We start from the raw sequence: 25114 nt of genomic DNA, 5'->3' as shown, positions 1-25114 counted from the left end.
CGCCCGCGGAGGGCGGCCCGCACGAGTGGAACATGCAAGGGGAGGACGTCGCGTGGTGCGTCTGAGGGGTGCGGTCGCTGCCGCTGCTCTGGTACTGGTCGCCGTGAGTGGCTGCACGGTGGAGACGGAGGGGTCCGCGGGCCCGGAGGAGACGGCGGGGACCGCGAGTCCGCGGAAGACGGCGTCCGGCGGTGCCGCACTCACGGCACTCGACTCGCTGACCGTCAAGGGAGCGGCGCCGAAGACGGGATACGGCCGGGACAGGTTCGGCAGCGCGTGGGCCGACACCGACTCCAACGGCTGCAACACCCGCGACGACATCCTCAAACGCGACCTGCGGAACGTGAAGTTCACCGACGGGGCGTGCAAGGTCGTGTCGGGGCTGCTGGTGAGGGACCCGTACAGCGGCGAGGACATCGACTACGCGCGCGGCCGTAGCCAGGTGGACATAGACCACATAGTGGCGCTCTCGAACGCCTGGCAGACGGGCGCCCAGAACTGGGACCCCAGCAAGCGCATAGCCCTCGCCAACGACCCGCTCAACCTGCTCGCGGTGGGCGCGACCCCCAACCGCAGCAAGGGCGACGGCGACGCCTCGACCTGGCTCCCGTCGAACAAGGCGTACCAGTGCCGGTACGTCGCCGCGCAGGTAGCCGTGAAGAAGAAGTACGGGCTGTGGGTGACGGCCGCGGAGAAGACGGCCATGAGGAACGTCCTCACCGGCTGCCGGAGCCAGAAGCTTCCCTCCGGCGGCAACCCGACCAAGGCGCCGGACCGGTTCCACGCGAACTGAGACTCCGTGGCCGTCCTCGCAGGTGCCGCGTCGAAGTCTTCCGGTCACGTTCGGGGTGTGAGGCGGGCGACGCCGTGTGATCCGGACCGCCCCCTCCAACGGCCCGGATCACACGGCGTCGCCCGCTCGCGTCACTTGCCCAGCTCGTCCAGGTCGAGGATCTTGCCCTGGGGTGCGGTGGCCTTCACCGGCTTCCCGAAGTCGGTGAAGGCCACCGCCACCGGGTCCGTCTTGGAGTCGCTGGTGATCTTCAGCAGGTAAGGCTTGCCCTCGGTGGCGACATAGGCCGTGTAGGTCTCCTTGCCGTCCTTCTCGCGCAGGACGAGCGCCGGGGTGCCGTCGACCTTGGTCGTCGCGCCGCGCCTGGCGTCCGTGGACCCCTCGGCGGCCCCGGCCAGTACCGTGTTCACATCGCAGAAACCCGCGATGTCCTTGGCGTCCTTGCCCGTGGCCGCCATCTTGGTCCACTTCCCGGCCATCATGGACACCACCGCGTCGGTCTCGTCCTTGGAGTCGCCCTCGCTCTGCGCGCGCAGGAACTGCTCGTCGTACCTCATGTAGAGGGTGCCGCCGGTCTTGATCAGCTCGGCGTTGCCGGTTCCCTCCATGCGCATCGTGCCGGCGCACTCGCCCTTCTTGTTCAGGGCCATGTCGATCCGGATCGTGCCGCCGCTCTCGTCGTCGTGAATGTCCCCCGTCATGCGCAGCGAAGAGGCCCCGGTGGTGGCCTTCACGGCGCGTTGGACGATCTCTCCTCCGGAGATTCCGGCGAACGGTTCCTTGGGCTTGTCGTCGGCCTGTTTCCCGCCGGGCAGGCAGCCGGTGACTCCGGCGGCGGCTGCGGCGGCGAGGCAGAGGGCGGCAAATGCGGTGCGACGCATGGGAGTTCCTTGAGGGTGATGTGACATGTGGTGCGGTGGGAGGTGCCGGGGCGGGGCGGCGAGACAGGCCGCCCCGGCCGGGAGACCCCGGGATCCGGCGGGTCAGGAGGACTTCGTCCAGTCCTTGCAACCCGTGGTCTTGAAGTAGGCGTCGTTCGCGGCGACCGTGACAACGGCGGTCCCGGTGACGTTGTCGTTCGCCGCGATGGACTCGAGGGAGTGCAGGGCGTCCTTGGTGCGTTCCCAGTAGCACCCGTCGTCCTTGTTGCCGGCGGACTTGTAGGTGCCGGGGGCGATGTCGACGCCGACCCTGAGCATCCCCGCGTCGCCGTCGACCTTCTGCGTGCCGGGCGCGCCGGACGGCTTCCCCTCGACGGTCTGCCAGTCCTTGCAGCCGTTGGTCTTGAACAGCTTGTCGCTCGCCTTGATGGTCACGTAACTCGTGCCGGTGACATTGTCGTTGGCGATGATCGACTCGAACTCGCCCGAGGCGTCCTTGGCGCGCTCCCAGTAGCAGTTGTCGGAGTTGTCGGCCGTCCGGTAGGTGCCGGGCTTGATGTCCTTGCCGACCACATAGCTGCCCTCGCCACCGAACGCGGGGGCCTTGCCGCCCGCGTCCTTCTTGCCGCCCGAGTCCTTCTTGCCGGACTCGGCCTTGTGGCCGGAGTCCTGGCCGGATCCGGTTCCGGAGTGCTGCCCCGAGGCCGTGGAGGCGTCCTTGCCGCTCTTGTCCTCGTCGTTGCCCGCGTTCGCGGAGACCGCGCCGATGACGACGACCCCGACCACCACGCCCAGCGCGATCTTGCCCTTCATACCCATGGCGAATTCCTCCCCCCAGGCGATACGCCGGTGTCCGGCGATCGCTCGTTCGATGCGTCAATAACAGCAGAGCTTGTGAACCGAGTCAACACGGTTCACAGGTTGGGCCTCGTGCACAGTTGTGAAGGGGAATCTGTTGCGTGCGTCGGTATGCTCGATGACACACGGAGTGCGGGCGCCGCGGAGACCAGGAGACGCCGCACCGTCAACGGCCGCACGGGGCAGAGGGGAGCCGGTGGGTGGAGGACAACGGGACAGAGGTGACCGCGGCCGGTATCGCGCGGCTCGCGGGAGTCGGCCGGGCCGCCGTCAGTAACTGGCGCCGCCGCCACCCCGACTTCCCCAAGCCGGTCGGCGGCACGGAGACCAGCCCCTCCTTCGCGCTCGCCGAGGTGGAGGACTGGCTGCGCCGCCAGGGCAAGCTCGCGGAGGTACCGCTGCGGGAGCGGGTGTGGCAGCAGTTGGCCGGCCACCCGGAAGGGCCTCTGACGGCGCTCGTCCTCGCGGGTTGCGTCCTGGTGCTCGTCCACGACCGGCCCGGGGACTGGAAGGAGGCGAGCGCGGGTTCCGACGCCCACCTCGCCGAACTGCTGCCCACCGCCCTCGAACAGGTACTCATGGTCCGTTCCGGCACGCTCCACGGGTCCGCCCTGCCCATCCCGGCCCCCGAGCGGCTCCAGTCGTCGGTTCCGCTGCTGCGCGGCGTCGCCGAACTCGCCGCCGAACTGGGTGCCCCGGACGCGTACGAGTTCCTGCTCCGCCGGCACCTCGACGCCAACCCACGCCAGTACACGCTCACCCCGGACGGCCCCGCCGCCCTGATGGCCGACATCGCGGGATCCGCCCACACCGTCCTCGACCCGGCCTGCGGCACCGGAGCCCTGCTGCGCGCCGTCGCCCCCGTGCCCGACCAGCGGCTCTACGGCCAGGACAGCGACCCCGGTCTGGCCGCACTCACCGCGCTGCGCCTCGCCCTGCACACGAAGGCCGCCGTGCGCACCGCCGCCGGGGACAGCCTCCGGGCGGACGCGTTCGACACCCTCAAGGCGGACGTGGTGCTGTGCCACCCCCCGTTCAACGAACGCAACTGGGGCCACGACGAACTCGCCTACGACCCCCGTTGGGAGTACGGCTTCCCGGCCCGTACGGAATCCGAACTCGCCTGGGTGCAGCACGTGCTGGCCCGCCTCAGGGACGGTGGCACGGCCGTCCTGCTGATGCCGCCCGCCGCCGCCTCCCGGCGCTCGGGCCGCCGCATCCGGGCCGATCTGCTGCGCCGCGGCGCCCTGCGCGCCGTGATCGCCCTGCCGGCCGGCGCGGCGCCCCCGTACAACATCCCGCTGCACCTGTGGGTGCTGCGCCGCCCCGAAGGGGCGCCCACGCACCCGGAGTTGCTGGTCGCGGACGGCGGCGCGGCCACCGCCGAGGCGCGCGGCGGCCCGGACTGGGAGACCGTGCGCACCGCGGTCCTCGACGCCTGGCGCCCGTTCGCGCGCAGCGGCAGCGCGTCGGAGGTGCCGGGCGTGAGCCGCTCGGTACCCGTCATCGAACTCCTCGACGACGACGTCGACCTGACCCCTGCCCGCCATCTCCCGCCGCCCGCGGCGGGCGGCGGCGCCGAGGAGCTCACGGCCCTGAGCGCACGCCTCGGCGAGACTCTCCGCCGCACCGCCGAACTCTCCCCGCCCTTCCCCGCGCCCTCGACCGCATCAGGGCCCGGCGGCGCCCCCCTCGGCACCGCCGAACAGACCCGTTGGTCGCTCACGACCGTCGGTGAACTCGCCCGCGGGGCCGCCCTGGTGATGCGCACCGGCGGAAACGGCCCCTCCGCGCGTGTGCTCACCGACCACGACGTCCTGGCCGGCACCGCGCCGTCCGGCACGCTGCCCGCGGTCGGAGAGGAGCCGGTCCTCGTCGAGGAGGGCGACGTCGTCGTGCCCGTCCTGGGCGGCGGCGCCGTCGCGCGGGTGATCGACCGGGCGACCGCCGGAGCCGCCCTGGGGCGCAACCTCACGCTGCTGCGTCCCGACCCGGCCGCGCTCGACCCCTGGTTCCTCGCCGGTTTTCTGCGCGGTACCGCCAACAACCGCCAGGCCAGCAGCTATGCCTCCACCGCGACCCGGCTCGATGTGCGCCGCCTCCAGCTCCCCCGGCTCCCGCTGGACCGACAGCGCCGTTACGGCGAACGCTTCCAGGCGCTCGCCGCGTTCGAGGAAACGCTGCGCCTCGCCGGCCGCCTCGGGGAACAGCTCGTCCGCGGCCTGTACGACGGACTGACGGACGGTACGGTCACACCGGACTGACGAGCAACTGGGGCGCCGCGGGGCGCGCCGCACCCGCGGCGGCCCCGCCCGTACCGTCCGACCGGAGCAACAGAGGTGACGCCCCACCCGTGACCAGGTGTCCGGGGAGGGCTATACGCTCGGACTCCGACCTTCGTCCGTCCTCACCAAGGTCCTTGGAGCAGCCATGTACGGCCACGGTGTGCAGCCGCCCACCCGCACTTCGGGCACGGTCATCTTCCTGCGCGTACTGTTCGCCGTCGTCGGCTTGCTCAGCTGTGGACTGCTCGCCTGCCTTCCGCTGTTCCGGGTGGCCATGCTGCGCGGCAGGCGGGGGGACTGGCTGCTGGCCTGGCTCAGCCTGCCGCTGTCCGTCGCCGGTTTCGCCGTCGTCGGCACCCTCCCGGACAGTGACTTCCGGGGCGACATCGCGATGGGCGTGCTCCTTCTCCTCGGCGCGTTCAGCACCGCCTACTTCCTGGTCTTCGACATACGTCACCACCGCGTCGCCTCGCCCTTCGGGCCGATGCCGCCGCAGACCACGGCCACCGTGCCGTCGGGCTACCCGGTCCCCGCGCCGCCGCAGCCGGGCTACGGCTACCCGACCGTGCAGCCGTACGCCGCCACCCAGCCCCCGCCGGCCCCGTACCCGACAGTTCCGCCGCCCCCGCAGCCGCAGCATCCCGCTCCCGCACGCATCGACCAGGTCCGGGCCGAACTCGACGAGCTCAGCGACTATCTCCGCAAGCACCAGGACGGCCGGTGACCATGGCGAGCGGACGCGTCATCGCCGACCGCTACGAACTGTCCACGCTCATCGGCCAGGGCGGCATGGGACAGGTCTGGACGGGATACGACCAGCGCCTGGACCGGCGCGTGGCCGTCAAGCTGCTGCGCCCGGACAAGGTGGCCGGCCAGGAGGCCGACGAACTGCGCCGCCGTTTCGTGCGGGAGTGCCGGGTGACCGCGCAGGTCGACCATCCCGGGCTGGTCACCGTGCACGACGCGGGCAGTGAGGGGGAGGAGCTGTATCTCGTGATGCAGTACGTCGACGGGGCCGACCTCGCCGACCACCTCGCCGAGCACGACCCCTATCCCTGGCAGTGGGCGGTGGCCGTTGCCGCACAACTGTGCGCCGTACTGTCCGCCGTGCACGCCGTACCGATCGTGCACCGGGACCTCAAGCCCCGGAACGTGATGGTCAGACCGGACGGCACGATCACCGTCCTCGACCTCGGTGTGGCCTCGGTGATGGACACGGACACGACCCGCCTCACCCACACCGGCTCTCCCATCGGCTCGCCCGCCTATATGGCGCCCGAGCAGGCGATGGGCGGAGCGGTCGGCCCCTACACCGACCTGTACGCGCTCGGGGTGCTCCTGCACGAACTCCTCAGCGGACAGGTGCCGTTCACCGGGACCACCGCCCTCGGAGTGCTGCACCGCCACCTCTACGACCCGCCCGTCCCGGTGCGCCGCCTGCGCCCCGAGGTGCCCGAGGCACTCGAGACGCTCGTTCTGCACCTGCTCGCCAAGGACCCCCAGCACCGCCCGGCCTCGGCCCAGGAGACCTACGAGCAGCTACTCCCACTCATCCCGGCGCGTGGCACGCCCACGGGCGCCCCCCTCGACCCCACGCGCCCCTTCCTTCGCCCGCATGCCCCGTGGCCGTACCGAGCCCGCGTCCCGGCGCCCCGGCCGCAGTCGGCCACGGCGGTCGGTCGACCCGATGTCGCGGGCGCCGTCGACGAGGTCAAGCGGCTGCTCGGAGAGGGCCGTGTCACCCAGGCGGTGGACATCCTCGGCGCGATCCTCCCGGCCGCCGCCGCCCAGCACGGCGAGCACTCGCCAGTCGTCCGCACCCTGCGCAAGCAGTACGCGGCCACCCTCATGGACGACGGCCAGTACCGCCGGGCGCTGCCCGAACTGCGCCGCCTCGCCGACGAACGCGCCACCGAGTCGGGCCAGGCCGACCCCCAGTCCCTGCGCTTCCGCTACGACGCCGCCCAGTGTCTGGAACAGCTCGGGGAACCGGCGGCGGCACTCGCGGAGTACCGGGCCCTGCTGCCGTACTACGAGAACCAGTACGTGGCGGGAGACCCGGAACTCGCCCTGGAGGTCCGCCGCCGCATCGGCCATCTGCTGCTCGCCCTGGGTGACCGGGTGGCCGCCCAGGACACCCTGGTGCGACTCCTGCACGACGTGGAACGCCTGCACGGGCCCGGTCATCCGCTGGCAGTGGACATCCGCCGGACCCTGCAGTGGCTGGGGCAGGTGCATGTCTGAGGACACGCACGGCGCGCCCGGGTTTGCAGTGACTTGAGGAAAACTTGTGCGATGTCAGGGGGTCCGTTTTCCGACCGAAGAGACGCCGTCCCATAAGTTGCCTGAGCTTGTGTCAAACACGGAGATCGCACCATCAGGGGTGGGCCGTTCATGTCGAGCCATCGACTGTCCAGGAAGCGCAGATACATCGGCTGGGGCGTGACCGGCGTCGCCGTCGTCGCGGGCGCCGGGATCGCGGCGCAGACGTCCATGGCGGCCACCACCTGGCCCGCCCAGAAGACGTTCACCGGCCGTGCCTTCGACACCTGCACCGCGCCGTCGCTCGCCGCGATGAAGGCCTGGCACACCGGCTACTACGGGGCGGCCGCCGTCTACGTCGGCGGCAAGAACCGCGGGTGCAACCAGCCCAACCTCACCGCCTCCTGGGTGAAGTCCGTCAGCTCGATCGGCTGGAAGCTCATCCCGATCTACGTCGGCGCCCAGCCGCCCTGCCAGACCAGCGCCAACCCCGAAAAGCTCACCGCCTCCAACGCCGCCTCCCTCGGCACGAGCGACGCGACGGACGCGGTGGCCAAGGCGTCGGCGCTCGGCATGAAGGCCGGAAGCCCGATCTACCTCGACATGGAGCCGTACGACATCACCAACAAGGCGTGCAACGACGCCGTGCTGACGTACGTCCGCGCCTTCGACAAGCAGCTACGGGCCAAGACCTACCGCGCCGGCTACTACGGCTTCACCAGCTCCAGCGCCAAGGCCATCGCCACCGCGACCAACAAGACCGACCTGCCGGGCAACCTCTGGTACGCGCTGTGGGACCAGAAGGACACCACGACCGCGGACTGGCCGTGGGGTTCCACCCAGTTCACCGACCACAGCCGTGGCCACCAGTACATGGTCAACAGCAAGGAGACGCGGGGCGGGTACACGATCACCGTGGACCGTGACACATGGGACGCACCCGTCGCCATCACCGGCTGAGACAGGGTGCCCTGCGCGCATCACCGATGCACGCAGGGCACCGAGGAATCGGCCGTCGCAGGTCCGACGGTGCCCGAACTCCCGTTGAATCGTTGGTCGAATGGGTTGGCCAGAGCTGGGCCACTGCCTACCATCGATCATCGCAAGACTTTGTGCACCATCGCACAAGCTCCCAGGGAGGCCACCTTGCACCGCCGTCGCACCGCGATCGCCCTCAGCGCCGCTCTGGCCGCGGCCCTCCTCCTCACCGCCTGCGGCGGCACCCCGCATCCGGGCGCCGCGGCCGTCGTCGGGCAGGATCGGATCACGGTCGCACAACTGGAGAACCGGGTGAACGAGGTGCGTACCGCTCAGCGCGCCGCCGCCACGAACGACGCCCAGTACCAGCAGACCGTCGCCCGGACCGGCAGCCTCACCCGGGACACCCTGCACAGCCTGGTCCTCGACCGGGTCCTGGAACGTGCCGCCAAGGACGCGGGCGTCAGCGTCACCCGCAAGGACATCCAGGACCTGCGTACGAGCCTGGAGGGACAGGCGGGCGGCGCGAAGGCGCTGGAGACCGCCTGGCTGGAGCAGTACGGAGTGGCCCCCGGGCGCGTCGACGACAACCTCCGCACCAACATCGAGGCGCAGAAGCTGGCCGCCGCGCTCGGCGCCGACATGACCACGATCGACGGCAAGAACACCTTCTGGAAGGCGATGTCGCAGGCGTCGAAGGAACTCCACGTCGACCTGAACCCGCGCTACGGCACCTGGGACGTGCGCAAGAGCAGCCGGGTGGACGCGAAGACGCCGTGGGTCAAGGAGGTCACGGCGGTGGCGGCGACACAGCAGCAGCCCGCGTAGCCCGCGGCGTTTCGCCGGGGACCGATCGCCGCCTGTGGACGACCGGTCCCCAAGGCCACCGGCCTGTGGACAACTACCGAGGCGGTCGGTGCCGTGCGTTACGTTCGAGGGGTGAACGCAACCAGCTTCGAAGGCGCCCAGGGCCCGGAGGCGGCCGCCGCCCCCGGCCGGATCGTCCTGCTCACCACCAGCCACCGGGTCGCCCCCGGGCTGCTGTCCTGGCCCGCCTGGCGGGCGCTGCGAGAGGCCGACCGGGTCCTGTGCGCGGACGGGGCGCATCCGCAGCTTCCGTATCTGCGCGAGGCGGGCATAGCCGTCGAGGAGAGCGCCCCGACCGCGCAGGACCTGGTGGACGCCTGCGCGGGCGGGCACACGGTCGTCGTGGTGGCGACCGGCGAGGGCGAGCCGCGCCTCACCGACGGCCTGGCCCGTCTCGCCGGCTCCGGTCGCGTGAACATGCCGGAGCTGGAGCTGCTGCCCGCCTCCTACGACCTCCCGGGTGCCCGCCTGCTCGACCTCGTGCAGGTCATGGACCGCATCCGTGCCGAGTGCCCCTGGTCCTCCCGGCAGACCCACAAGGGCCTGGCGAAGTACGGCATCGAGGAGGCCTACGAGCTGGTCGAGGCGATCGAGGAGGGCGACCGCGACGAGCTGCGCGAGGAGTTGGGCGACGTCCTGCTCCAGGTCGTCTTCCACGCCCGGATAGCCGAGGAGGACCCGGACGCGCCCTTCTCCATCGACGACGTGGCGGGCGGCATCGTCGCCAAGCTGATCCACCGCCACCCCCACGTCTTCGGCGACGAGAGGGCGACGACGCCGGAGGAGGTCAAGGAGCACTGGCTGCGCACGAAGGCGGTCGAGAAGCGGCGCACCTCGGTGACGGAGGGCGTTCCCCTGGGCCAGCCCGGCCTCGCCCTGGCGGCCAAACTGTCGTCCCGTGTCCGCACGGCGGGCCTCGATGTCCCGCTCCCGCAGGGCGAGGGCGTCGGCTACGAACTGCTGGCGGCAGCCGCGCGCGCGGAGGCCGAGGGAGTGGACCCGGAGGCAGCCCTGCGGGCGGCGGCGCGGGCCTACCGGGATGCAATCCGAGGAGTGGAGAGCGGGGACTGAGCGCCGTTGCCCGCCGCGGCTCCAGACGCGGCGTCGCTGAGGTGACGACCGTGGAGGCGAAGGCCGAGGCGGAGCGGGTCGCGGACCATCCCGCCCCGCCGGATACCGTCGAGGGGTGACCGACCAGCACCAGCCCGCCTCTCCCTCTCCCGCCCCCGAACTCTTCACCTGGGAGTTCGCGGCCGACCCGTACCCCGCCTACGCCTGGCTGCGCGAGCACGCACCCGTGCACCGGACGACACTCCCCAGCGGTGTGGAGGCCTGGCTGGTCACCCGCTATGCCGACGCCAGGCAGGCACTGGCCGACCAGCGGCTCAGCAAGAACCCGGCGCACCACGACGAGCCCGCGCACGCCAAGGGCAAGACCGGCATCCCCGGCGAGCGCAAGGCCGAGCTGATGACCCACCTGCTCAACATCGACCCGCCGGACCACACCCGGCTGCGTCGGCTCGTCTCGAAGGCGTTCACCCCGCGGCGCGTCGCCGAGTTCGCGCCGCGCGTCCAGGAACTCACCGATCACCTCATCGACCAGTTCACCGGCAGGGGCGAAGCCGACCTCATCCACGAGTTCGCCTTCCCGCTGCCCATCTACGCCATCTGCGACATGCTCGGCGTTCCCCGCGAGGACCAGGACGACTTCCGGGACTGGGCCGGGATGATGATCCGGCACGGCGGGGGACCCAGGGGCGGGGTCGCGCGGTCGGTCAAGAAGATGCGCGGCTACCTCTCCGACCTCATCCACCGCAAGCGCGCCGCCCTGTCCGACACCCCCGGCCCCGGCGAGGACCTCATCTCCGCGCTCATCCGCGCCTCCGACCACGGCGAGCACCTCACCGAGAACGAGGCCGCCGCCATGGCCTTCATCCTGCTCTTCGCCGGGTTCGAGACCACCGTCAACCTCATCGGCAACGGTACGTACGCCCTCCTCACCCACCCCGAGCAGCGCACCCGCCTGCAGCAGGACCTCGCCGTCGGGGACCGCGGCCTCCTCGAAACCGGCATCGAGGAACTGCTCCGCTACGACGGGCCGGTCGAGCTGGCCACCTGGCGGTTCGCCACCCGGCCGCTCACCATCGGAGGGCAGGACATCGCACCCGGCGACCCGGTCCTTGTCGTCCTCGCCGCCGCGGACCGGGATCCGGAGCGGTTCGTCGACCCCGACCTCCTCGACCTCTCCCGCCGTGACAACCAGCACCTCGGGTACGGGCACGGCATTCACTATTGTCTCGGCGCTCCGCTCGCCCGCCTGGAGGGTCAGACCGCGCTCGCCACGCTCCTCACCCGCCTCCCCGACCTGCGGCTGGCGGGAGATCCCGCCGATCTGCGCTGGCGTGGCGGGCTCATCATGCGGGGATTGCGCTCCCTGCCCGTGGAGTTCACACCGGTTTCGGTACCGGGCCGTTGAGGATCCGTACGACGCGGCGAACGCGTCGGGGTCACCCGGAACATGACGCTTCCACAACTCTGTGATGTTTGCGTGATCTACGCTGCATTAACTTGTGACAAGCGTTCGACTGCCGATACGTTCACGCAATAACGCGGCGGTGCGTCACGGCCGCCGGCGTTGGCCCCTGCTGTCGTGTGAAAGGCAACCGTATGCTCCCCGGGAACGGCCGTCACCGTCGCCCCCGTCAAGCCCCGGCCCTCATCGTCGCGGCCGGAGTGACCGGATCGGCGATCGCGATCCCGCTCCTCGGTGCCACCAGTGCGAGTGCGGCGGACGCCACCGCCTGGGACCAGGTCGCGATGTGTGAGAGCGGCGGTTCCTGGAGCGCCGACACCGGCAACGGACGCTACGGCGGGCTCCAGTTGACGCAGGCGGACTGGGAGAAGTACGGCGGCCTCGAGTACGCGCCCCGCGCGGACCAGGCCAGCCGCTCGCAGCAGATCGCCGTCGCCGAGAGGCTCCTGGCCCACCAGGGTGTCTCCGCGTGGCACACCTGCGCCCCCGTCTCCGGCCTGAACAAGCACTCCGGCTCGACCCGTGTGGACACGGGCGTCGCCGACGACTCCTCCCGCCCCACCGCCGACTCGACGCCCGGCCACGGCCGGTCCCACTCGCACGGCTCTTCCAAGTCGGCCGGACCGTCGCACGCTTCTCCCGCTTCCCCCTCCTCTCCCTCTCCCTCTTCCTCCCCCGCGCCCTCGACGTCCCCGTCGTCCTCCGCGCCCGACTCCTCCTCTCATGCGAAGCCGAGCGCCGGCTCGACCGCGAACGACGCCGGTGCGGGCGACGCGCGGGAGTCCCGTGGACCGTCGGAGGATGCGACGAAGCACGGCAAGTCGGACAAGTCCGTGCCGAGTGGAGACACTTCGGACGTGGATGCGGGCCGGGCCTCCAGCGGGGGGCGTCACCGCGGCGGCAGTGCCGACGAGGGTGGCACGAAGGGGCATGGGGGTGACTCGGCCGGTCGGCATGGCTCGCGTGACTCCCACGTCGCGCACGGCCCCGTCGACGGCTCGTACACCGTCCGCCCCGGAGACAGTCTGTCCGCCATCGCCGACTCGCTTGACCTTCACGGCGGATGGGGCGCGCTCTACGACGCGAACAAGAAGACGGTCGGCTCCGACCCCGACCTCATCTTCCCCGGTCAGAACCTCGCGTTGCAGGGTGAGCGGACCGAGGGGGAGCGCTGAACTGTCGCTCCTCTGACGACAGTTCACGTCCTACTTCGAGTTGAATGTCCGTTTTGGCGAGAGTGAGATATGAGTCTCATAAGTGCTGATCGTCTTTGAAATTCGACGGATCGGCTGCTTACGGTCATGACCGCTCGCCACAGCGGGCCCCGACGGTCGCAACGCCGAATCCTGCCAGCGGCCGCCCGGGAACAGTCGTCGCGTCAAGCGCCGTAGGCAGGAGCGGGGGACCCAAGGTAAGTGCCGCACCCGGGAGTTGACCGGGGCGGCTTGGGGTGAAGCCGCGTGCCCTCAGGTGCGCGGCCGGGCGACTCAACCGGCCCGAACCCGACAGCTCACCTCGCAGGCGTCGGTGAGGGGAACGAACCATGCTGTCTTCCGGCAAGGGCAAGCACCGTCGCCCGTCCAAGGCCGTCCGCGCCATCACGCTCGCCGGTGTCACCGGCGCCGCCGTCGCCGCCCCGCTGATGGCGGCCGGCAATGCCTCCGCCGCCACCGCCGCCGAGTGGGACGCCGTCGCCCAGTGCGAGTCCGGCGGCAACTGGTCCATCAACACCGGAAACGGCTTCTACGGCGGTCTGCAGTTCACCAACTCCACCTGGGCCGCGTACGGCGGCACCGCCTACGCCTCGCGCGCCGACCTGGCCACCAAGGCGCAGCAGATAGCCGTCGCCGAGAAGGTCCTCGCGGGCCAGGGCAAGGGTGCCTGGCCGGTCTGCGGCAAGGGTCTGTCCAGCACTGCCTACAACGGCGGCGCGGCCTCCTCCAGCGGCAACAGCTCCTCCAGCGGCAACAGCTCCTCCAGCGACTCCGCGCAGAGCGGCACCGCGTCCCGCCCGACCGAGCAGCGGGCGGCCCGCTCGTCGGAACGCCCGGTGGCGCAGAAGACCGTCACCACCCCGACCGGCAAGAAGGTCAAGAAGGGTGACGGCGAGTACCGGGTCACCAAGGGCGACACCCTCAGCTCCATCGCCGCGACGCATCACGTCCGGGGCGGCTGGCACAAGCTGTTCGAGCTGAACAAGGACATCGTCGAGAACGCCGACCTCATCTACCCGGGCCAGCAGCTCCACCTGAAGTGACAGGCGTTCGGTAGCCGGGCCACAGCCCCCTCTCCACGCGGCCTCCGGAGCGAGGTCGCGTGGAGAGGGCCCCCGTCCCCACGAACTCCCCGCTCCGGTGCGTGTTCCCCCGTACGTGCCGGAGCGGGGCTTCACTGCCTTCGCGCCCCGCGACGACCTCGTTCCGTTCCGCGCTGAAACAACATGGACCGTCACCCTGTCCGCGGGACGGTCGGTCGGTCGGCCGGGACCCCCAGACGGATAGGCTCTAGTCGCAAGGTGCCCCGCACTCTCAGCGTCACATCCCAGAAGGAGATGCTCGTGCCGTCCATCGACGTCGTCGTAGCCCGGGAAATCCTGGACTCCCGAGGCAACCCCACGGTCGAGGTCGAGGTCGGCCTCGACGACGGCAGCACGGGTCGTGCCGCCGTCCCGTCCGGCGCCTCCACCGGTGCCTTCGAGGCCATCGAGCTCCGCGACCAAGACCCGGGCCGCTACCAGGGCAAGGGTGTCGAGAAGGCCGTTCTCGCCGTCATCGAGCAGATCGGCCCGGAGCTGGTCGGGTACGACGCCACCGAGCAGCGCCTGATCGACCAGGCGATGTTCGACCTGGACGCCACCGACAACAAGGGCTCCCTCGGCGCCAACGCCATCCTCGGCGTCTCCCTCGCCGTCGCCCACGCCGCATCCGAGGCCAGCGACCTCCCGCTCTTCCGCTACCTGGGCGGCCCCAACGCGCACCTGCTGCCGGTGCCGATGATGAACATCCTGAACGGCGGCTCGCACGCCGACTCCAACGTGGACATCCAGGAGTTCATGATCGCCCCGATCGGCGCGGAGTCCTTCTCCGAGGCCCTGCGCTGGGGCGCCGAGGTCTACCACACCCTCAAGAAGGTGCTGAAGAACAAGGGCCTGTCCACCGGCCTCGGCGACGAGGGCGGCTTCGCCCCGAACCTCGGCTCCAACCGGGAAGCCCTCGACCTCATCCTCGAGGCGATCAAGGAGGCCGGCTACGCCCCCGGCGAGCAGATCGCCCTCGCGCTCGACGTCGCCGCGTCCGAGTTCTACAAGGACGGCTCCTACGTCTTCGAGGGCAAGCAGCGCTCGGCCGCCGAGATGACCGAGTACTACGCCGAGCTGGTCGAGGCGTACCCGCTGGTCTCCATCGAGGACCCGCTGTTCGAGGACGACTGGGACGGCTGGAAGACCATCACCGCGGGGCTCGGCGACAAGGTCCAGCTCGTCGGCGACGACCTGTTCGTCACCAACCCCGAGCGCCTGGCCCGGGGCATCGAGGAGGGCGCCGCCAACGCCCTGCTGGTCAAGGTCAACCAGATCGGCTCGCTGACCGAGACCCTCGACGCCGTGGAGCTGGCCCAGCGCAACGGCTTCAAGTGCATGATGTCCCACCGCTCCGGCGAGACCGAGGACGTCACCATCGCCGACCTGGCCGTCGCCACCAACTGCGGCCAGATCAAGACCGGCGCCCCGGCGCGCTCCGAGCGCGTCGCCAAGTACAACCAGCTGCTGCGCATCGAGGAGATCCTCGACGACGCCGCGGTGTACGCCGGCCGCAGCGCGTTCCCGCGGTTCAAGGGCTGACGGTTCAAGGCCATCCCCCAGGGATTACGGGACAGCCCTGAGCCCGTCGCCCGTACGTCCCCGTATTCGGTCCCGTACCGTGTGCGGGGACGTACGTACGTGTGAAGGGGAGGCGGGAGAGATGGCCGTGAAGGACCGCGACCGGTTCTCCACAGCGACCAGGCTGCGGGTGCTCGGCGAGCAGACAGCGGCCCGGGTCTACCGCTCCCAGACCAAACGGCAGGCCCGTCGCTCCCGGCTCACCGGCCGGGCCGCCCTCCTCGCGCTCGTCCTGTGCTCGCTGATCGTGGCACTCGCGTACCCGATGCGGCAGTACTTCTCCCAGCGCGCCCAGATCGCCGACATGGAGCGGCAACAGGAGCAGGCCCACCAACGGGTCGAACAACTGCGGGACCTCAAGGCACGCTGGCAGGACGACGCGTACGCCAAGCAGCAGATCCGGCAGCGGCTGCACTATGTGATGCCGGGGGAGACCGGTTACATCGTGGTCGACCCGGAAGCGGCCAAGCCGTCGCGCACGGACCTGACGACGGCCGCGCGTCCCTGGTACACCGGTCTCTGGAACGGGATCGACAAGGCCGACAATCCCGACAAGTCCGACCACTGAACCGGCGAGCCGCGCCGGACCGACACGAAAGACAGCCGGAAAGACAGCCATGGAAACCCCTCCGCCGCCCACCCCTCGCACCGAGCCCACGGACGCGGACATCGCGGCCATCCAGCAGCAGCTCGGCCGCACGCCGCGCGGGCTGTGCGCGATCGCGCACCGGTGCCCGTGCGGGCAGCCGGACGTCGTGGAGACGGCGCCGCGGCTCCCCGACGGCACGCCGTTCCCGACGACGTACTACCTGACGTGCCCGCGCGCAGCCTCCGCCATCGGCACGCTGGAGGCGAACGGCGTCATGAAGGAGATGACGGAGCGCCTGGCCACCGACCCCGAGCTGGCCGCCGCCTACCGAGCCGCGCACGAGGACTACATCGCCCGCCGTGACGCCATCGAGGTCCTCGAGGGCTTCCCGAGCGCGGGCGGCATGCCCGACCGGGTCAAGTGCCTGCACGTGCTCGTCGCGCACTCGCTGGCCGCCGGCCCGGGTGTCAACCCGCTCGGCGACGAGGCGATCGCGATGCTGCCGGAGTGGTGGCGCAAGGGATCGTGCGTGACGCCCGCGGGAGGGCCGTCCGGTGACGAGTGGCAGGCGGAGACGTCGGACTCCGGCTGGTTCGCCGCGGGGCCCGTCGATTCCGGGGAGGCGGGCGCGTGACGCGCGTCGCCGCCGTCGACTGCGGTACGAACTCCATCCGGCTCCTGGTCGCGGACATCGAGCCGGCCACGGGCGAGCTGACCGAACTGGACCGGAGGATGACCATCGTCCGGCTCGGTCAGGGCGTCGACCGGACCGGCCGGCTCGCGCCCGAGGCGCTGGAGCGCACGTTCGTCGCCTGCCGGGAGTACGCCGGGATCATCAAGGAGCACGGCGCCGAGCGCGTCCGTTTCGTCGCAACGTCCGCGTCCCGGGACGCCGAGAACCGTGACGAGTTCGTCCGCGGGGTCGTGGACATCCTCGGCGTCGAACCCGAGGTCATCTCCGGCGACCAGGAGGCGGAGTTCTCCTTCACGGGCGCGACCAGGGAACTGGCGGGCCGCACCGACCTCGTCAGGCCCTATCTGGTCGTGGACATCGGTGGCGGGTCCACGGAGTTCGTCGTCGGTGACGACCATGTGCGCGGCGCACGGTCCGTCGACGTCGGCTGTGTCCGCATGACGGAGCGTCACCTGGTGCGCGACGGGGTCGTCACCGATCCGCCCACCGAGGAGCAGATCTCGGCCATACGGTCCGACATCGAAGCCGCACTGGACCTCGTGGAGCGGGAGGTGCCGCTGAGCCAGGCGCGTACGTTGGTCGGACTCGCGGGCTCGGTCACCACGGTCTCGGCGATCGCCCAGAACCTCCCGGAGTACGACTCGACGGCGATCCACCACTCCCGGGTCTCCCATGACCGCGTCCGGGAGATCACCGACCGGCTGCTGAGGTCCACGCACGCCGAGCGTGCGGCGATCCCCTCCCTGCACCCGGGCCGGGTGGACGTCATCGGTGCGGGCGCCCTCGTCCTGCTCGCCGTCATGGAGCGGATCGGGGCGGCGGAGGTCGTGGTGAGCGAGCACGACATCCTCGACGGCATCGCCTGGTCCCTTGCCTGATGCCCCGGCAGGCGACGTTCGTCCGTCGCGACACCGGGGCCCCGTCGTGGAACTCCCGTCGTTCGCCCGCGTGGCGGGCGGGAGTTCGGCGACGGGACTCGGCGGGTGGCTCACCCCGGCGGACGGCGTGAGGCCTGACAGCCGTTCAGGACTGCTCCGGCCGCCGTTTTGCTACTCGCAAGTAGCTTCTCCTGAGCAGGTCGGATAACGTGTGAGCGGGCTCCCGGGGGGCCTCGAGAACCTCTGTGACAGCATGCCGCCGGAAAGCTTTGTGAAGTTCTTCACAAGAAATCGCCCCTGCTGGGCGACGTTTTGGGCCCGCGAGACCGTCCTGTGGGTCCGAGGCTCCCGTACGGCCGCTCGAGCGAGTGTTCCTTCGGTCTCCCGCCGGTGGCGGAACGCCTCCGCAGCAGATCTTCGGAACATCCGGAAGGGCAGCTCACGCGGCCTTGACGGCAGGCCGCCCCGCGCGGTGGTTCCGCCGCGGCACCATGACGTTCGTCACGTGGGCCGCGCAGTGTAGCAGACCCCTTGTGCAAGCTTGTGAAGGGGCGCACGAGCGACCCCTGGGGGGCAGGTGGATACTCGATGGCATGAGCACCACGGAGCGTCCCAGGATCCTCGTAGTAGGCGGTGGGTACGTAGGCCTGTACGCAGCTCGCCGCATTCTCAAGAAGATGCGCTACGGCGAGGCGACCGTCACGGTCGTCGACCCGCGTTCGTACATGACCTACCAGCCCTTCCTGCCCGAAGCCGCCGCCGGCAGCATCTCGCCTCGGCACGTCGTCGTCCCGCTGCGACGCGTGCTGCGGAGGGCGGAGGTTCTCACCGGCCGGGTCACCACCATCGACCAGGACCGCAAGGTCGCCACGATCGCCCCGCTGGTCGGCGACGCGTACGAGCTGCCTTTCGACTACCTCGTCATCGCGCTGGGCGCGGTCTCCCGCACCTTCCCGATCCCCGGCCTCGCCGAGCAGGGCATCGGCATGAAGGGCGTCGAGGAGGCCATCGGCCTGCGCAACCACGTTCTGGAGCAGCTCGACAAGGCCGATTCCACGACCGACGAGGAGATCCGCCGCAAGGCGCTCACCTTCGTCTTCATCGGCGGTGGCTTCGCCGGCGCGGAGACCATCGGCGAGGTCGAGGACATGGCCCGGGACGCGGCCAAGTACTACAAGAACGTGTCCCGTGAGGACATGCGCTTCATCCTCGTCGACGCCGCCGACAAGATCCTCCCCGAGGTCGGCCCCAAGCTCGGCCAGTACGGCAGGGAGCACCTCGAGGGCCGCGGAGTCGAGGTCTACCTGTCCACCTCCATGGACTCCTGCGTCGACGGCCACGTGGTGCTGAAGAACGGCCTCGAGGTCGACTCCAACACCATCGTGTGGACCGCGGGTGTCAAGCCGAACCCGGCGCTGTCCCGCTTCGGCCTGCCGCTCGGTCCGCGCGGCCACGTGGACACCGCGCCCACCCTCCAGGTCCAGGGCACGGACTACATCTGGGCCGCGGGCGACAACGCCCAGGTGCCCGACCTCGTCGGCCGCAAGGCGGGCAACGAGAACGCCTGGTGCCCGCCGAACGCGCAGCACGCGCTGCGTCAGTCGAAGGTGCTCGGCGACAACGTGCTTTCCGGTATGCGGGGCTTCCCGCAGAAGGAGTACAGCCACGCCAACAAGGGCGCGGTGGCGGGCCTCGGCCTCCACAAGGGCGTCGCGATGATCGTCGTCGGCAAGATGAAGATCAAGCTGCGCGGTCGCCTGGCCTGGTACATGCACCGTGGCTACCACGGTCTGGCGATGCCGACGTGGAACCGGAAGATCCGGATCTTCGCCGACTGGACACTGGGCATGTTCCTCAAGCGCGAGGTCGTCTCGCTCGGCGCCATCGAGTCTCCGCGCGAGGAGTTCTACGAGGCCGCGAAGCCGGCCCCGGTTCGTGCCGCGAGCAAGACCGAGGAGAAGGCCAAGGCCTCCTGACCTTCCGGCACTGATCCGTCCAAGGGCCTCCCGCCATCCGTGGTGCGGGAGGCCCTTCGGCGTCCGGCGACGGCGTCCGGCCCCGGCAGCCGTCGACGAGCCGGGGGCTGGGGGGCAGGTTCGCGGTGTGCGCACAGCATTTTGCCGAGCCGTGACGCCAACGGGGGACTGTGGCGCGGGCCCGTAGATGTTTACGTGGTGTTGGACATTCCGGGATCCTGTCACGGAGGTGTGCGCCATGGCTGACGCGGCACTGCGGTTGAAGAGCCTCATCGAACAGTTGCTGGGAGCCCCGCTCCCGATGCGCGTCCGCGCCTGGGACGGCTCGGAGGCCGGCCCGCCAGGCACTCCTGTCCTGGTCGTACGCAATCGCCGGGCGCTGCGCCGTCTGCTGTGGAAACCGGGCGAGTTGGGTCTCGCCCGCGCCTGGGTCGCCGGCGACCTGGGTATCGACGGAGACCTCTACACCGCCCTCGGCCTCCTCGCCGGCTTCATCTGGGAACGCGGCGAGGACGCCCGCACCCTCGCCCAGGCCCTCCGCGACCCGGACGTCCGCGCCGCCGTCCGCGGCCTGGCCAGGCTGGCCGGTCCCTTGCCGCCGCCTTCGCCCCCGCGCGAGGAGGTCCGCAAAGCTCGCGGCCACCTCCACACCCGACGCAGCGACAAACACGCCGTCAGTCACCACTACGACGTCGGGAACGACTTCTACGAGATCGTCCTGGGCCCGTCCATGGTGTACTCGTGCGCCTACTGGGACTCCCCGGAGGGCACCCTGGAGGACGCCCAGCGCGACAAGCTCGAACTCGTCTGCCGCAAGCTCGACCTGAAGCCCGGTCAGCGGCTGCTCGACGTCGGCTGCGGCTGGGGCTCCATGGCCATCCACGCGGCCCGCGAGCACGGCGTGAGCGTCGTGGGCATCACCCTCTCCGAAGAACAGGCCACCTACGCCCGCAAGCGGGTCGCCGACGAGGGACTCACCGATCGCGTCGAGATCCGGGTACAGGACTACCGCGACGTGGCCGACGGGCCGTACGACGCCATCTCCTCCATCGGCATGGCCGAGCACGTCGGCGCCGAGCGGTACCTGGAGTACGCCCGCGCCCTGCAAGCCCTGCTGAGGCCCGGCGGGCGGCTGCTCAACCACCAGATCGCGCGCAGGCCCCAGCGGGACGAGTCCTCGTACGCGGTCGACGCGTTCATCGACGCCTACGTCTTCCCGGACGGGGAACTCGCGCCTATCGGCACCACCGTGACCCAGTTGGAGCGAGCCGGGTTCGAGGTCCGCGACGTCGAGTCCCTGCGCGAGCACTACGCCCTCACCCTGAGGCAGTGGGTCACCAACCTGGAGGCGCAGTGGCAGCGGGCGCGGCGCCTCACCAGCCCGGGCCGGGCCCGCGTCTGGCGCCTCTACATGGCCGCATCGGCCCTCGCCTTCGAACGCAACCGCATCGGCGTCAACCAGGTCCTCGCGGTACGGACGCCGGAATCGGGAGCGTCCGGGACGCCGCTGAGGTCCCGTACCTGGAACTGATCCGGTCCTCGGGAACCGACCCCGTTCCCGGAACCGATCCGCGAACGGCAAGGGGCCCCGCCCGGCGAAAGACGACCGGACGGGGCCCCGACACGACTGCTGTTACTGCGACTTGATCGCCGTCAGCACGTTCAACCGGGCTGCACGCCGGGCCGGCCATAGGGCGGCCAGCACGCCGACGACCGCCGCCAGGAGAAGGAAGACGGCCATCCGTCCCCACGGCAGGATCAGCTCGTACGTCGCCATCTGCGTTCCGACGAGTTGACCGGCCGCCCAGCCGAAGAACACGCCCAGACCGATGCCGAGCACGCCGCCGAAGAGCGAGATCACCAGGGACTCCAGACGGACCATCCGCTTGATGCCCCTGCGGTCCAGGCCGATCGCGCGGAGCATCCCGATCTCCTGCGAGCGCTCGAAGACGGACATGGCGAGGGTGTTGATGACGCCGAGGACCGCGACGATCACCGCCATGGCCAGCAGACCGTAGAGCATGTTCAGCATCATCGTGAAGATCTGGCCGATGCTGTTGGAGATGTCCTTCTTGTCCTGGACCTGGATGGCCGGGTTGGAGCCCAGCGCCTTCTCCAGCTTGTTCTTGACCGAAGAGCCGGCGCCACCGGACGTCTTGACCATGACCTGGACGTCGGACGGGTGGCTCTGGTGCGCGGAGAGTGTCGCGTTGTCCAGCATGATGCCGCGCATCATCTCGTTGCCGTGGTAGATCCCGGCGACCGTCAGCCGCTGCTTCTTGCCTTCCTCGAAGGAGGCCGTGAAGCGCGAACCCGCGGTCCAGTGGTGGTGCTTGGCGGTGTCCTCGTCGACGACGACCCGGGTGCCGCCGACCGTGAACGACCCGTCCTTGACCGTGAGGTCGGTCAGGCTGCCGATCGTCGCGCCGTTGACGCCGGTGAGGTACTCGGTCTCGCCGTCGATGCGGGACGGCCCGAAGCGCAGCGCGCTGGTCGCGGTGACGCCGTCGGTCGACCTCAGCGTCTTCTCCACGTCGGGGGAGAGCGGATTGCCGGTAGCCATCGACACCACGTAGTCCGCCTTGATCGAGGAGGACGCCATCTTGTCGATCGCCGTCTGCAGGCTACCCGCCATCACCGTCAGCGCGGTGATCAGGGTCAGACCGATCATCAGGGCCGAGGCGGTGGCCGCGGTGCGGCGCGGGTTGCGCACCGAATTCTGCCGGGCGAGCTTGCCGGAGATCCCGAAGACCCGCAGCAGGGGTGCGGCGGCGGCGATCAGCGGGCGGGACAGCAGCGGGGTGAGGACGAAGACGCCGATGACCAGGAGCGCCGCGCCGATACCCATCGGGGCCTGGCCGTCCGTGCTGTTCAGCGTGGTGCCGTACAGGACGGTGGCGACGCCGGCCCCGGCGAACAGGGAGCCGATCGTGTTCCGCACGACGAGGGACTTGGTGGTCGCCTGTGCATGGACGCTGCTCATCGCGGCGACCGGCGGGATCTTCGCGGCGCGGCGGGCCGGCAGCCAGGCGGCCAGCATCGTGATCACGATGCCGACGGCGAGGGCGGCGACGACCGTGCCCGGGCTGATGACGAGCGGCCCGTCCGGCACGCTGCCACCGAAGGAGCTCATCAGGGCACGCAGGCCGGCGCCGATGCCGATCCCGGCCAGCAGGCCGGCGACAGCCGCGACCGCGCCGACCACGAACGCCTCGATGAGTACGGACCGGGTGACCTGACGGCGGGAGGCGCCGACCGCGCGCAGCAGGGCCAACTCCTTGGTGCGCTGGGCGACCAGCATGGTGAAGGTGTTGGCGATGATGAACGTGCCGACGAACAGTGCGATGCCCGCGAAGACCAACAGGGCGGTGCGCATGCTGCTGGTGGCGTCGGAGATCTGCTGTGCCTGGTCGTCGGCGAGCTTCTTGCCGGTGGTGGTGGAGGCGATGTTCTTGGGCAGGACCTCGTCGAGCGCGTTCCGCAGCGCGACCTGGCTGGTGCCGGGGGCGGCCTTCACGTCGATCTCGTCGTACGTGCCGGTCTTGTGGAACAGCCGCTGGGCGGTGGCCGTGTCGAACAGGGCGAGGCTGCCGCCCGCGGCGACGTTGCCGTCATCGGTGGTGAAGACGCCGGTGATCTCGGGGGTGAGAACGGGCCCGTCGATGGAGATCCGCACGGTGTCGCCGACCTTGTATCCGGCGCGCTCGGCGGTCTTGGAGTCGATGAGGACCTGGTCCGCTCCCTTGGGCGCGTGGCCGCTGACCAGTGGGTACCGGGAGTCCTTGGTGCCCCAGTAGTTCCCGCCGTTGGACTGGAAGCCGTTGCCGATGAGCTTGCCGTCCTTGTCGGCGATGGCGGTGAAGCCGCCGACCACACCGATGACGGAGTCGGCGCCCCGCACCCCGGCGGCCTTGTCGAGGAGGGCCTGCGTCAGTTCGGGTTTCTTGCCGAGTGTGTCGCCGGTGTTCTTGCGGTCCTCCGGCTGGACGGCCACGTCGACATGGTCGAAGCCCTTGGCGGAGCTCTTCTGGTAGGCGTCCGAGATGGTGTTGGTGAAGACCAGGGTGCCCGACACGAAGGCCACGCCGAGCATCACGGCGAGCACGGTCATCAGCAGCCTGGCCTTGTGCGCGAGCACGGTGCGCAGGGCAGTACGGAACATTCTCTCTGTCCAGGGGATGGGTGGTGCGACGGATGGGTCGAAGGTGCGTTGGGGGGCTGAGCCCGGGGGCGGGCCCCCGGGCTCAGCTGGTACGGCCCTTCGCGTCGAACCGCTTCATCCGGTCCAACACCGCGTCAGCGGACGGCTGGTACACCTCGTCCACGATCCTCCCGTCCGCCAGGAAGATGACCCGGTCCGCGTATGCCGCCGCCACCGGGTCGTGGGTGACCATCACGACGGTCTGCCCCAACTCCTGTACGGAGTTGCGCAGGAAGCCCAGCACCTCCGCACCCGAGCGTGAGTCCAGGTTGCCGGTGGGCTCGTCACCGAAGATGATCTCCGGCTTGGAAGCCAGCGCCCGCGCCACCGCGACGCGCTGCTGCTGGCCACCGGACAGCTGCGAGGGCCGGTGACCGAGCCGCCCCGACAGGCCGACCATCTGGATCACGCGGTCCAGCCACTCCTTGTCGGGCTTGCGGCCGGCGATGTCCATCGGCAGCGTGATGTTCTCCAGCGCGGTCAGTGTCGGCAGCAGGTTGAACGCCTGGAAGATGAAGCCGATCTTGTCCCGGCGCAACTTGGTGAGCTGCTTGTCCTTCAGGGAGCCGAGTTCGACGTCGCCGATGCGGACCGAGCCGGAGGAGAAGGAGTCGAGCCCGGCGACGCAGTGCATCAGCGTCGACTTGCCGGAGCCCGACGGCCCCATGATCGCCGTGAACTGGGCCTGCTGGAAGTCGACAGTGACCCGGTCCAGGGCCACCACCTGGGTCTCACCCTGCCCGTAGACCTTCGACAGATCCGTGGCACGGGCGGCCACTGCGGTGGTCCGGTCGGCGAGGGGGGTGCTGGTCACGGGAGGGTGCTCCTGTCAGGACGTCGGTCAAAGGGGACATGTTCCATCATCCCCGCTGATCAGGGCCGTGTAGTCACCCCCTGTTCCGGTTCTGGGGGCAGCCTCGGGTCGGACCGCTCCGGCCCGGGTCATACCTGGGGATGATGTTCCCCTGAGACCCTCCTGAGGGGAAGGCGATTGCGCACGTCATGCGGAACCGTTCCCACCGCCTCATCCCGGGCGGTGAAATTCCGTCATTCCACATGCGGGGGCCGCGGTGGCCAGAAAGGCTGTCGGCAAGTGTGGATGGCCCGTACCGAGTGCTGATGCACCCTCAGACATCAATAAAATAAGACAACATCGCATCGACCACCCGCTGTTCGGGGGATGCGCCCCGATAGGCTCGGAGCCAAGATGCGGAGGCCATGGCCTGCCCGGATGGTGGAATGCAGACACGGCGAGCTTAAACCTCGCTGCCCCTCGCGGGCGTGCCGGTTCGAGTCCGGTTCCGGGCACCTCCGACTCATGGCACCTGACCTGTCAGAACGGCAGGAAGGTGCCGTGCCGCTCTGTGGGAGCCCCCTGGAGCAAGCCCTCCTGCTTTCCACGCGAACGGTCGGCCTCGGCCGCCTGGCCTGCCGCGTGGTGT

20 protein-coding genes, 1 tRNA gene and 1 riboswitch are annotated in these 25114 nt (G+C 70.3%); of the genes, 17 read left to right on the top strand and 4 right to left on the bottom strand.

Features of this window, described 5'->3' with window-relative positions; all coding sequences use genetic code 11:
• The first annotated feature begins 52 nt into the window (after window positions 1-52).
• Entirely contained in the window at window positions 53-793 is a 741-nt protein-coding gene (locus ACWDEX_RS02085) for an HNH endonuclease family protein (protein WP_450461195.1), read from the top strand.
• 131 nt (window positions 794-924) lie between these two features.
• Here the strand turns inward: ACWDEX_RS02085 and ACWDEX_RS02080 are convergent, their stop codons facing one another.
• Both ACWDEX_RS02080 and ACWDEX_RS02075 read right to left on the bottom strand, forming a co-directional pair.
• The gene (locus ACWDEX_RS02080; protein WP_450461194.1) at window positions 925-1674 is read right to left on the bottom strand and encodes a hypothetical protein; all 750 of its coding nucleotides are present in this window, start codon (window positions 1672-1674) and stop codon (window positions 925-927) included.
• A 102-nt stretch (window positions 1675-1776) separates the two neighbouring features.
• The gene (locus tag ACWDEX_RS02075) at window positions 1777-2493 is read right to left on the bottom strand and encodes a hypothetical protein (RefSeq protein ID WP_450461193.1); all 717 of its coding nucleotides are present in this window, start codon (window positions 2491-2493) and stop codon (window positions 1777-1779) included.
• A gap of 239 nt (window positions 2494-2732) precedes the next feature.
• On the opposite strand from ACWDEX_RS02075, the gene ACWDEX_RS02070 reads away from it, so the two are divergent.
• The 15 genes from ACWDEX_RS02070 (at window position 2733) to ACWDEX_RS02000 (ending at window position 21002) form a co-directional block, all read left to right on the top strand.
• Window positions 2733-4796 (top strand): N-6 DNA methylase, encoded by a 2064-nt coding sequence (locus ACWDEX_RS02070; protein ID WP_450461191.1) that lies wholly within the window; start codon window positions 2733-2735, stop codon window positions 4794-4796.
• A gap of 166 nt (window positions 4797-4962) precedes the next feature.
• Window positions 4963-5541: a hypothetical protein gene (locus tag ACWDEX_RS02065; RefSeq protein WP_450461190.1), complete on the top strand. Its 579-nt coding sequence runs from the start codon at window positions 4963-4965 to the stop codon at window positions 5539-5541.
• Window positions 5538-7061 (top strand): protein kinase domain-containing protein, encoded by a 1524-nt coding sequence (locus ACWDEX_RS02060; protein ID WP_450461189.1) that lies wholly within the window; start codon window positions 5538-5540, stop codon window positions 7059-7061. Before ACWDEX_RS02065 ends, ACWDEX_RS02060 begins: the two co-directional genes overlap by 4 nt.
• 150 nt (window positions 7062-7211) lie before the next feature.
• Complete coding sequence (locus ACWDEX_RS02055) at window positions 7212-8039, top strand: glycoside hydrolase domain-containing protein (RefSeq protein ID WP_450461188.1); 828 nt, start codon at window positions 7212-7214, stop codon at window positions 8037-8039.
• 186 nt (window positions 8040-8225) lie between these two features.
• On the top strand, window positions 8226-8885 hold the full coding sequence (locus ACWDEX_RS02050) for a SurA N-terminal domain-containing protein (RefSeq protein WP_450461187.1): 660 nt from the start codon (window positions 8226-8228) through the stop codon (window positions 8883-8885).
• A 111-nt stretch (window positions 8886-8996) separates the two neighbouring features.
• Entirely contained in the window at window positions 8997-9995 is a 999-nt protein-coding gene (locus tag ACWDEX_RS02045; RefSeq protein WP_450461186.1) for a nucleoside triphosphate pyrophosphohydrolase, read from the top strand.
• Window positions 9996-10110: 115 nt separating this feature from the next.
• Window positions 10111-11400 carry a cytochrome P450 family protein gene (locus tag ACWDEX_RS02040; protein ID WP_450461185.1) on the top strand — a complete coding sequence of 430 codons (1290 nt, stop codon included), beginning with the start codon at window positions 10111-10113 and terminating at the stop codon, window positions 11398-11400.
• Window positions 11401-11591: 191 nt separating this feature from the next.
• The gene (locus ACWDEX_RS02035) at window positions 11592-12632 is read left to right on the top strand and encodes a transglycosylase family protein (protein ID WP_450461184.1); all 1041 of its coding nucleotides are present in this window, start codon (window positions 11592-11594) and stop codon (window positions 12630-12632) included.
• Window positions 12633-12830: 198 nt separating this feature from the next.
• Window positions 12831-12996: riboswitch (cyclic di-AMP (ydaO/yuaA leader) on the top strand.
• Window positions 12997-13000: 4 nt separating this feature from the next.
• Window positions 13001-13714 carry a transglycosylase family protein gene (locus tag ACWDEX_RS02030; protein WP_450461183.1) on the top strand — a complete coding sequence of 238 codons (714 nt, stop codon included), beginning with the start codon at window positions 13001-13003 and terminating at the stop codon, window positions 13712-13714.
• Window positions 13715-14014: 300 nt separating this feature from the next.
• Window positions 14015-15295, top strand: coding sequence for a phosphopyruvate hydratase (gene eno, locus ACWDEX_RS02025; RefSeq protein ID WP_450461182.1), 1281 nt, complete (start codon window positions 14015-14017; stop codon window positions 15293-15295).
• A gap of 121 nt (window positions 15296-15416) precedes the next feature.
• Window positions 15417-15902, top strand: a complete 486-nt coding sequence (locus tag ACWDEX_RS02020) for an FtsB family cell division protein (RefSeq protein WP_450461181.1) — start codon at window positions 15417-15419, stop codon at window positions 15900-15902.
• A 49-nt stretch (window positions 15903-15951) separates the two neighbouring features.
• Window positions 15952-16557: a DUF501 domain-containing protein gene (locus tag ACWDEX_RS02015; protein WP_450461180.1), complete on the top strand. Its 606-nt coding sequence runs from the start codon at window positions 15952-15954 to the stop codon at window positions 16555-16557.
• A complete protein-coding gene (locus ACWDEX_RS02010; RefSeq protein WP_450461179.1) occupies window positions 16554-17495 on the top strand; it encodes a Ppx/GppA phosphatase family protein in 942 nt (313 codons plus the stop codon). The genes ACWDEX_RS02015 and ACWDEX_RS02010 overlap by 4 nt, the downstream gene beginning before the upstream one ends.
• 593 nt (window positions 17496-18088) lie before the next feature.
• Window positions 18089-19471, top strand: a complete 1383-nt coding sequence (locus ACWDEX_RS02005) for an NAD(P)/FAD-dependent oxidoreductase (RefSeq protein WP_450461178.1) — start codon at window positions 18089-18091, stop codon at window positions 19469-19471.
• 238 nt (window positions 19472-19709) lie between these two features.
• A complete protein-coding gene (locus ACWDEX_RS02000) occupies window positions 19710-21002 on the top strand; it encodes a class I SAM-dependent methyltransferase (protein ID WP_450461177.1) in 1293 nt (430 codons plus the stop codon).
• 102 nt (window positions 21003-21104) lie between these two features.
• On the opposite strand, the gene ACWDEX_RS01995 is transcribed toward ACWDEX_RS02000, so the two are convergent.
• Window positions 21105-23633 carry an ABC transporter permease gene (locus ACWDEX_RS01995; protein WP_450461176.1) on the bottom strand — a complete coding sequence of 843 codons (2529 nt, stop codon included), beginning with the start codon at window positions 23631-23633 and terminating at the stop codon, window positions 21105-21107.
• 82 nt (window positions 23634-23715) lie between these two features.
• Window positions 23716-24486 (bottom strand): ABC transporter ATP-binding protein, encoded by a 771-nt coding sequence (locus tag ACWDEX_RS01990; protein ID WP_450461175.1) that lies wholly within the window; start codon window positions 24484-24486, stop codon window positions 23716-23718.
• 411 nt (window positions 24487-24897) lie between these two features.
• Between ACWDEX_RS01990 and ACWDEX_RS01985 the strand changes: the two genes are divergently transcribed.
• Window positions 24898-24980, top strand: a tRNA-Leu gene (locus tag ACWDEX_RS01985).
• Window positions 24981-25114 lie beyond the last annotated feature (134 nt).

The sequence above is a fragment of the Streptomyces sp. NPDC001020 genome (assembly GCF_053599115.1).
The sequence above is the reverse complement of the archived record's forward strand: the minus strand, read 5'-3'. Positions and strand labels throughout refer to the sequence as shown.

What these genes read in the sequence shown, in the direction of transcription:
- ACWDEX_RS02020 (WP_450461181.1), top strand. Translation starts at nt 15,417, where the DNA reads ATGGCCGTGAAGGACCGCGACCGGTTCTCCACAGCGACCAGGCTGCGG.
- ACWDEX_RS02080 (WP_450461194.1), bottom strand. Translation starts at nt 1,674, where the DNA reads ATGCGTCGCACCGCATTTGCCGCCCTCTGCCTCGCCGCCGCAGCCGCC.
- ACWDEX_RS02005 (WP_450461178.1), top strand. Translation starts at nt 18,089, where the DNA reads ATGAGCACCACGGAGCGTCCCAGGATCCTCGTAGTAGGCGGTGGGTAC.
- ACWDEX_RS02065 (WP_450461190.1), top strand. Translation starts at nt 4,963, where the DNA reads ATGTACGGCCACGGTGTGCAGCCGCCCACCCGCACTTCGGGCACGGTC.
- ACWDEX_RS01995 (WP_450461176.1), bottom strand. Translation starts at nt 23,633, where the DNA reads ATGTTCCGTACTGCCCTGCGCACCGTGCTCGCGCACAAGGCCAGGCTG.
- ACWDEX_RS02035 (WP_450461184.1), top strand. Translation starts at nt 11,592, where the DNA reads ATGCTCCCCGGGAACGGCCGTCACCGTCGCCCCCGTCAAGCCCCGGCC.
- ACWDEX_RS02055 (WP_450461188.1), top strand. Translation starts at nt 7,212, where the DNA reads ATGTCGAGCCATCGACTGTCCAGGAAGCGCAGATACATCGGCTGGGGC.
- ACWDEX_RS02075 (WP_450461193.1), bottom strand. Translation starts at nt 2,493, where the DNA reads ATGGGTATGAAGGGCAAGATCGCGCTGGGCGTGGTGGTCGGGGTCGTC.
- ACWDEX_RS02015 (WP_450461180.1), top strand. Translation starts at nt 15,952, where the DNA reads ATGGAAACCCCTCCGCCGCCCACCCCTCGCACCGAGCCCACGGACGCG.
- ACWDEX_RS02030 (WP_450461183.1), top strand. Translation starts at nt 13,001, where the DNA reads ATGCTGTCTTCCGGCAAGGGCAAGCACCGTCGCCCGTCCAAGGCCGTC.
- ACWDEX_RS02000 (WP_450461177.1), top strand. Translation starts at nt 19,710, where the DNA reads ATGGCTGACGCGGCACTGCGGTTGAAGAGCCTCATCGAACAGTTGCTG.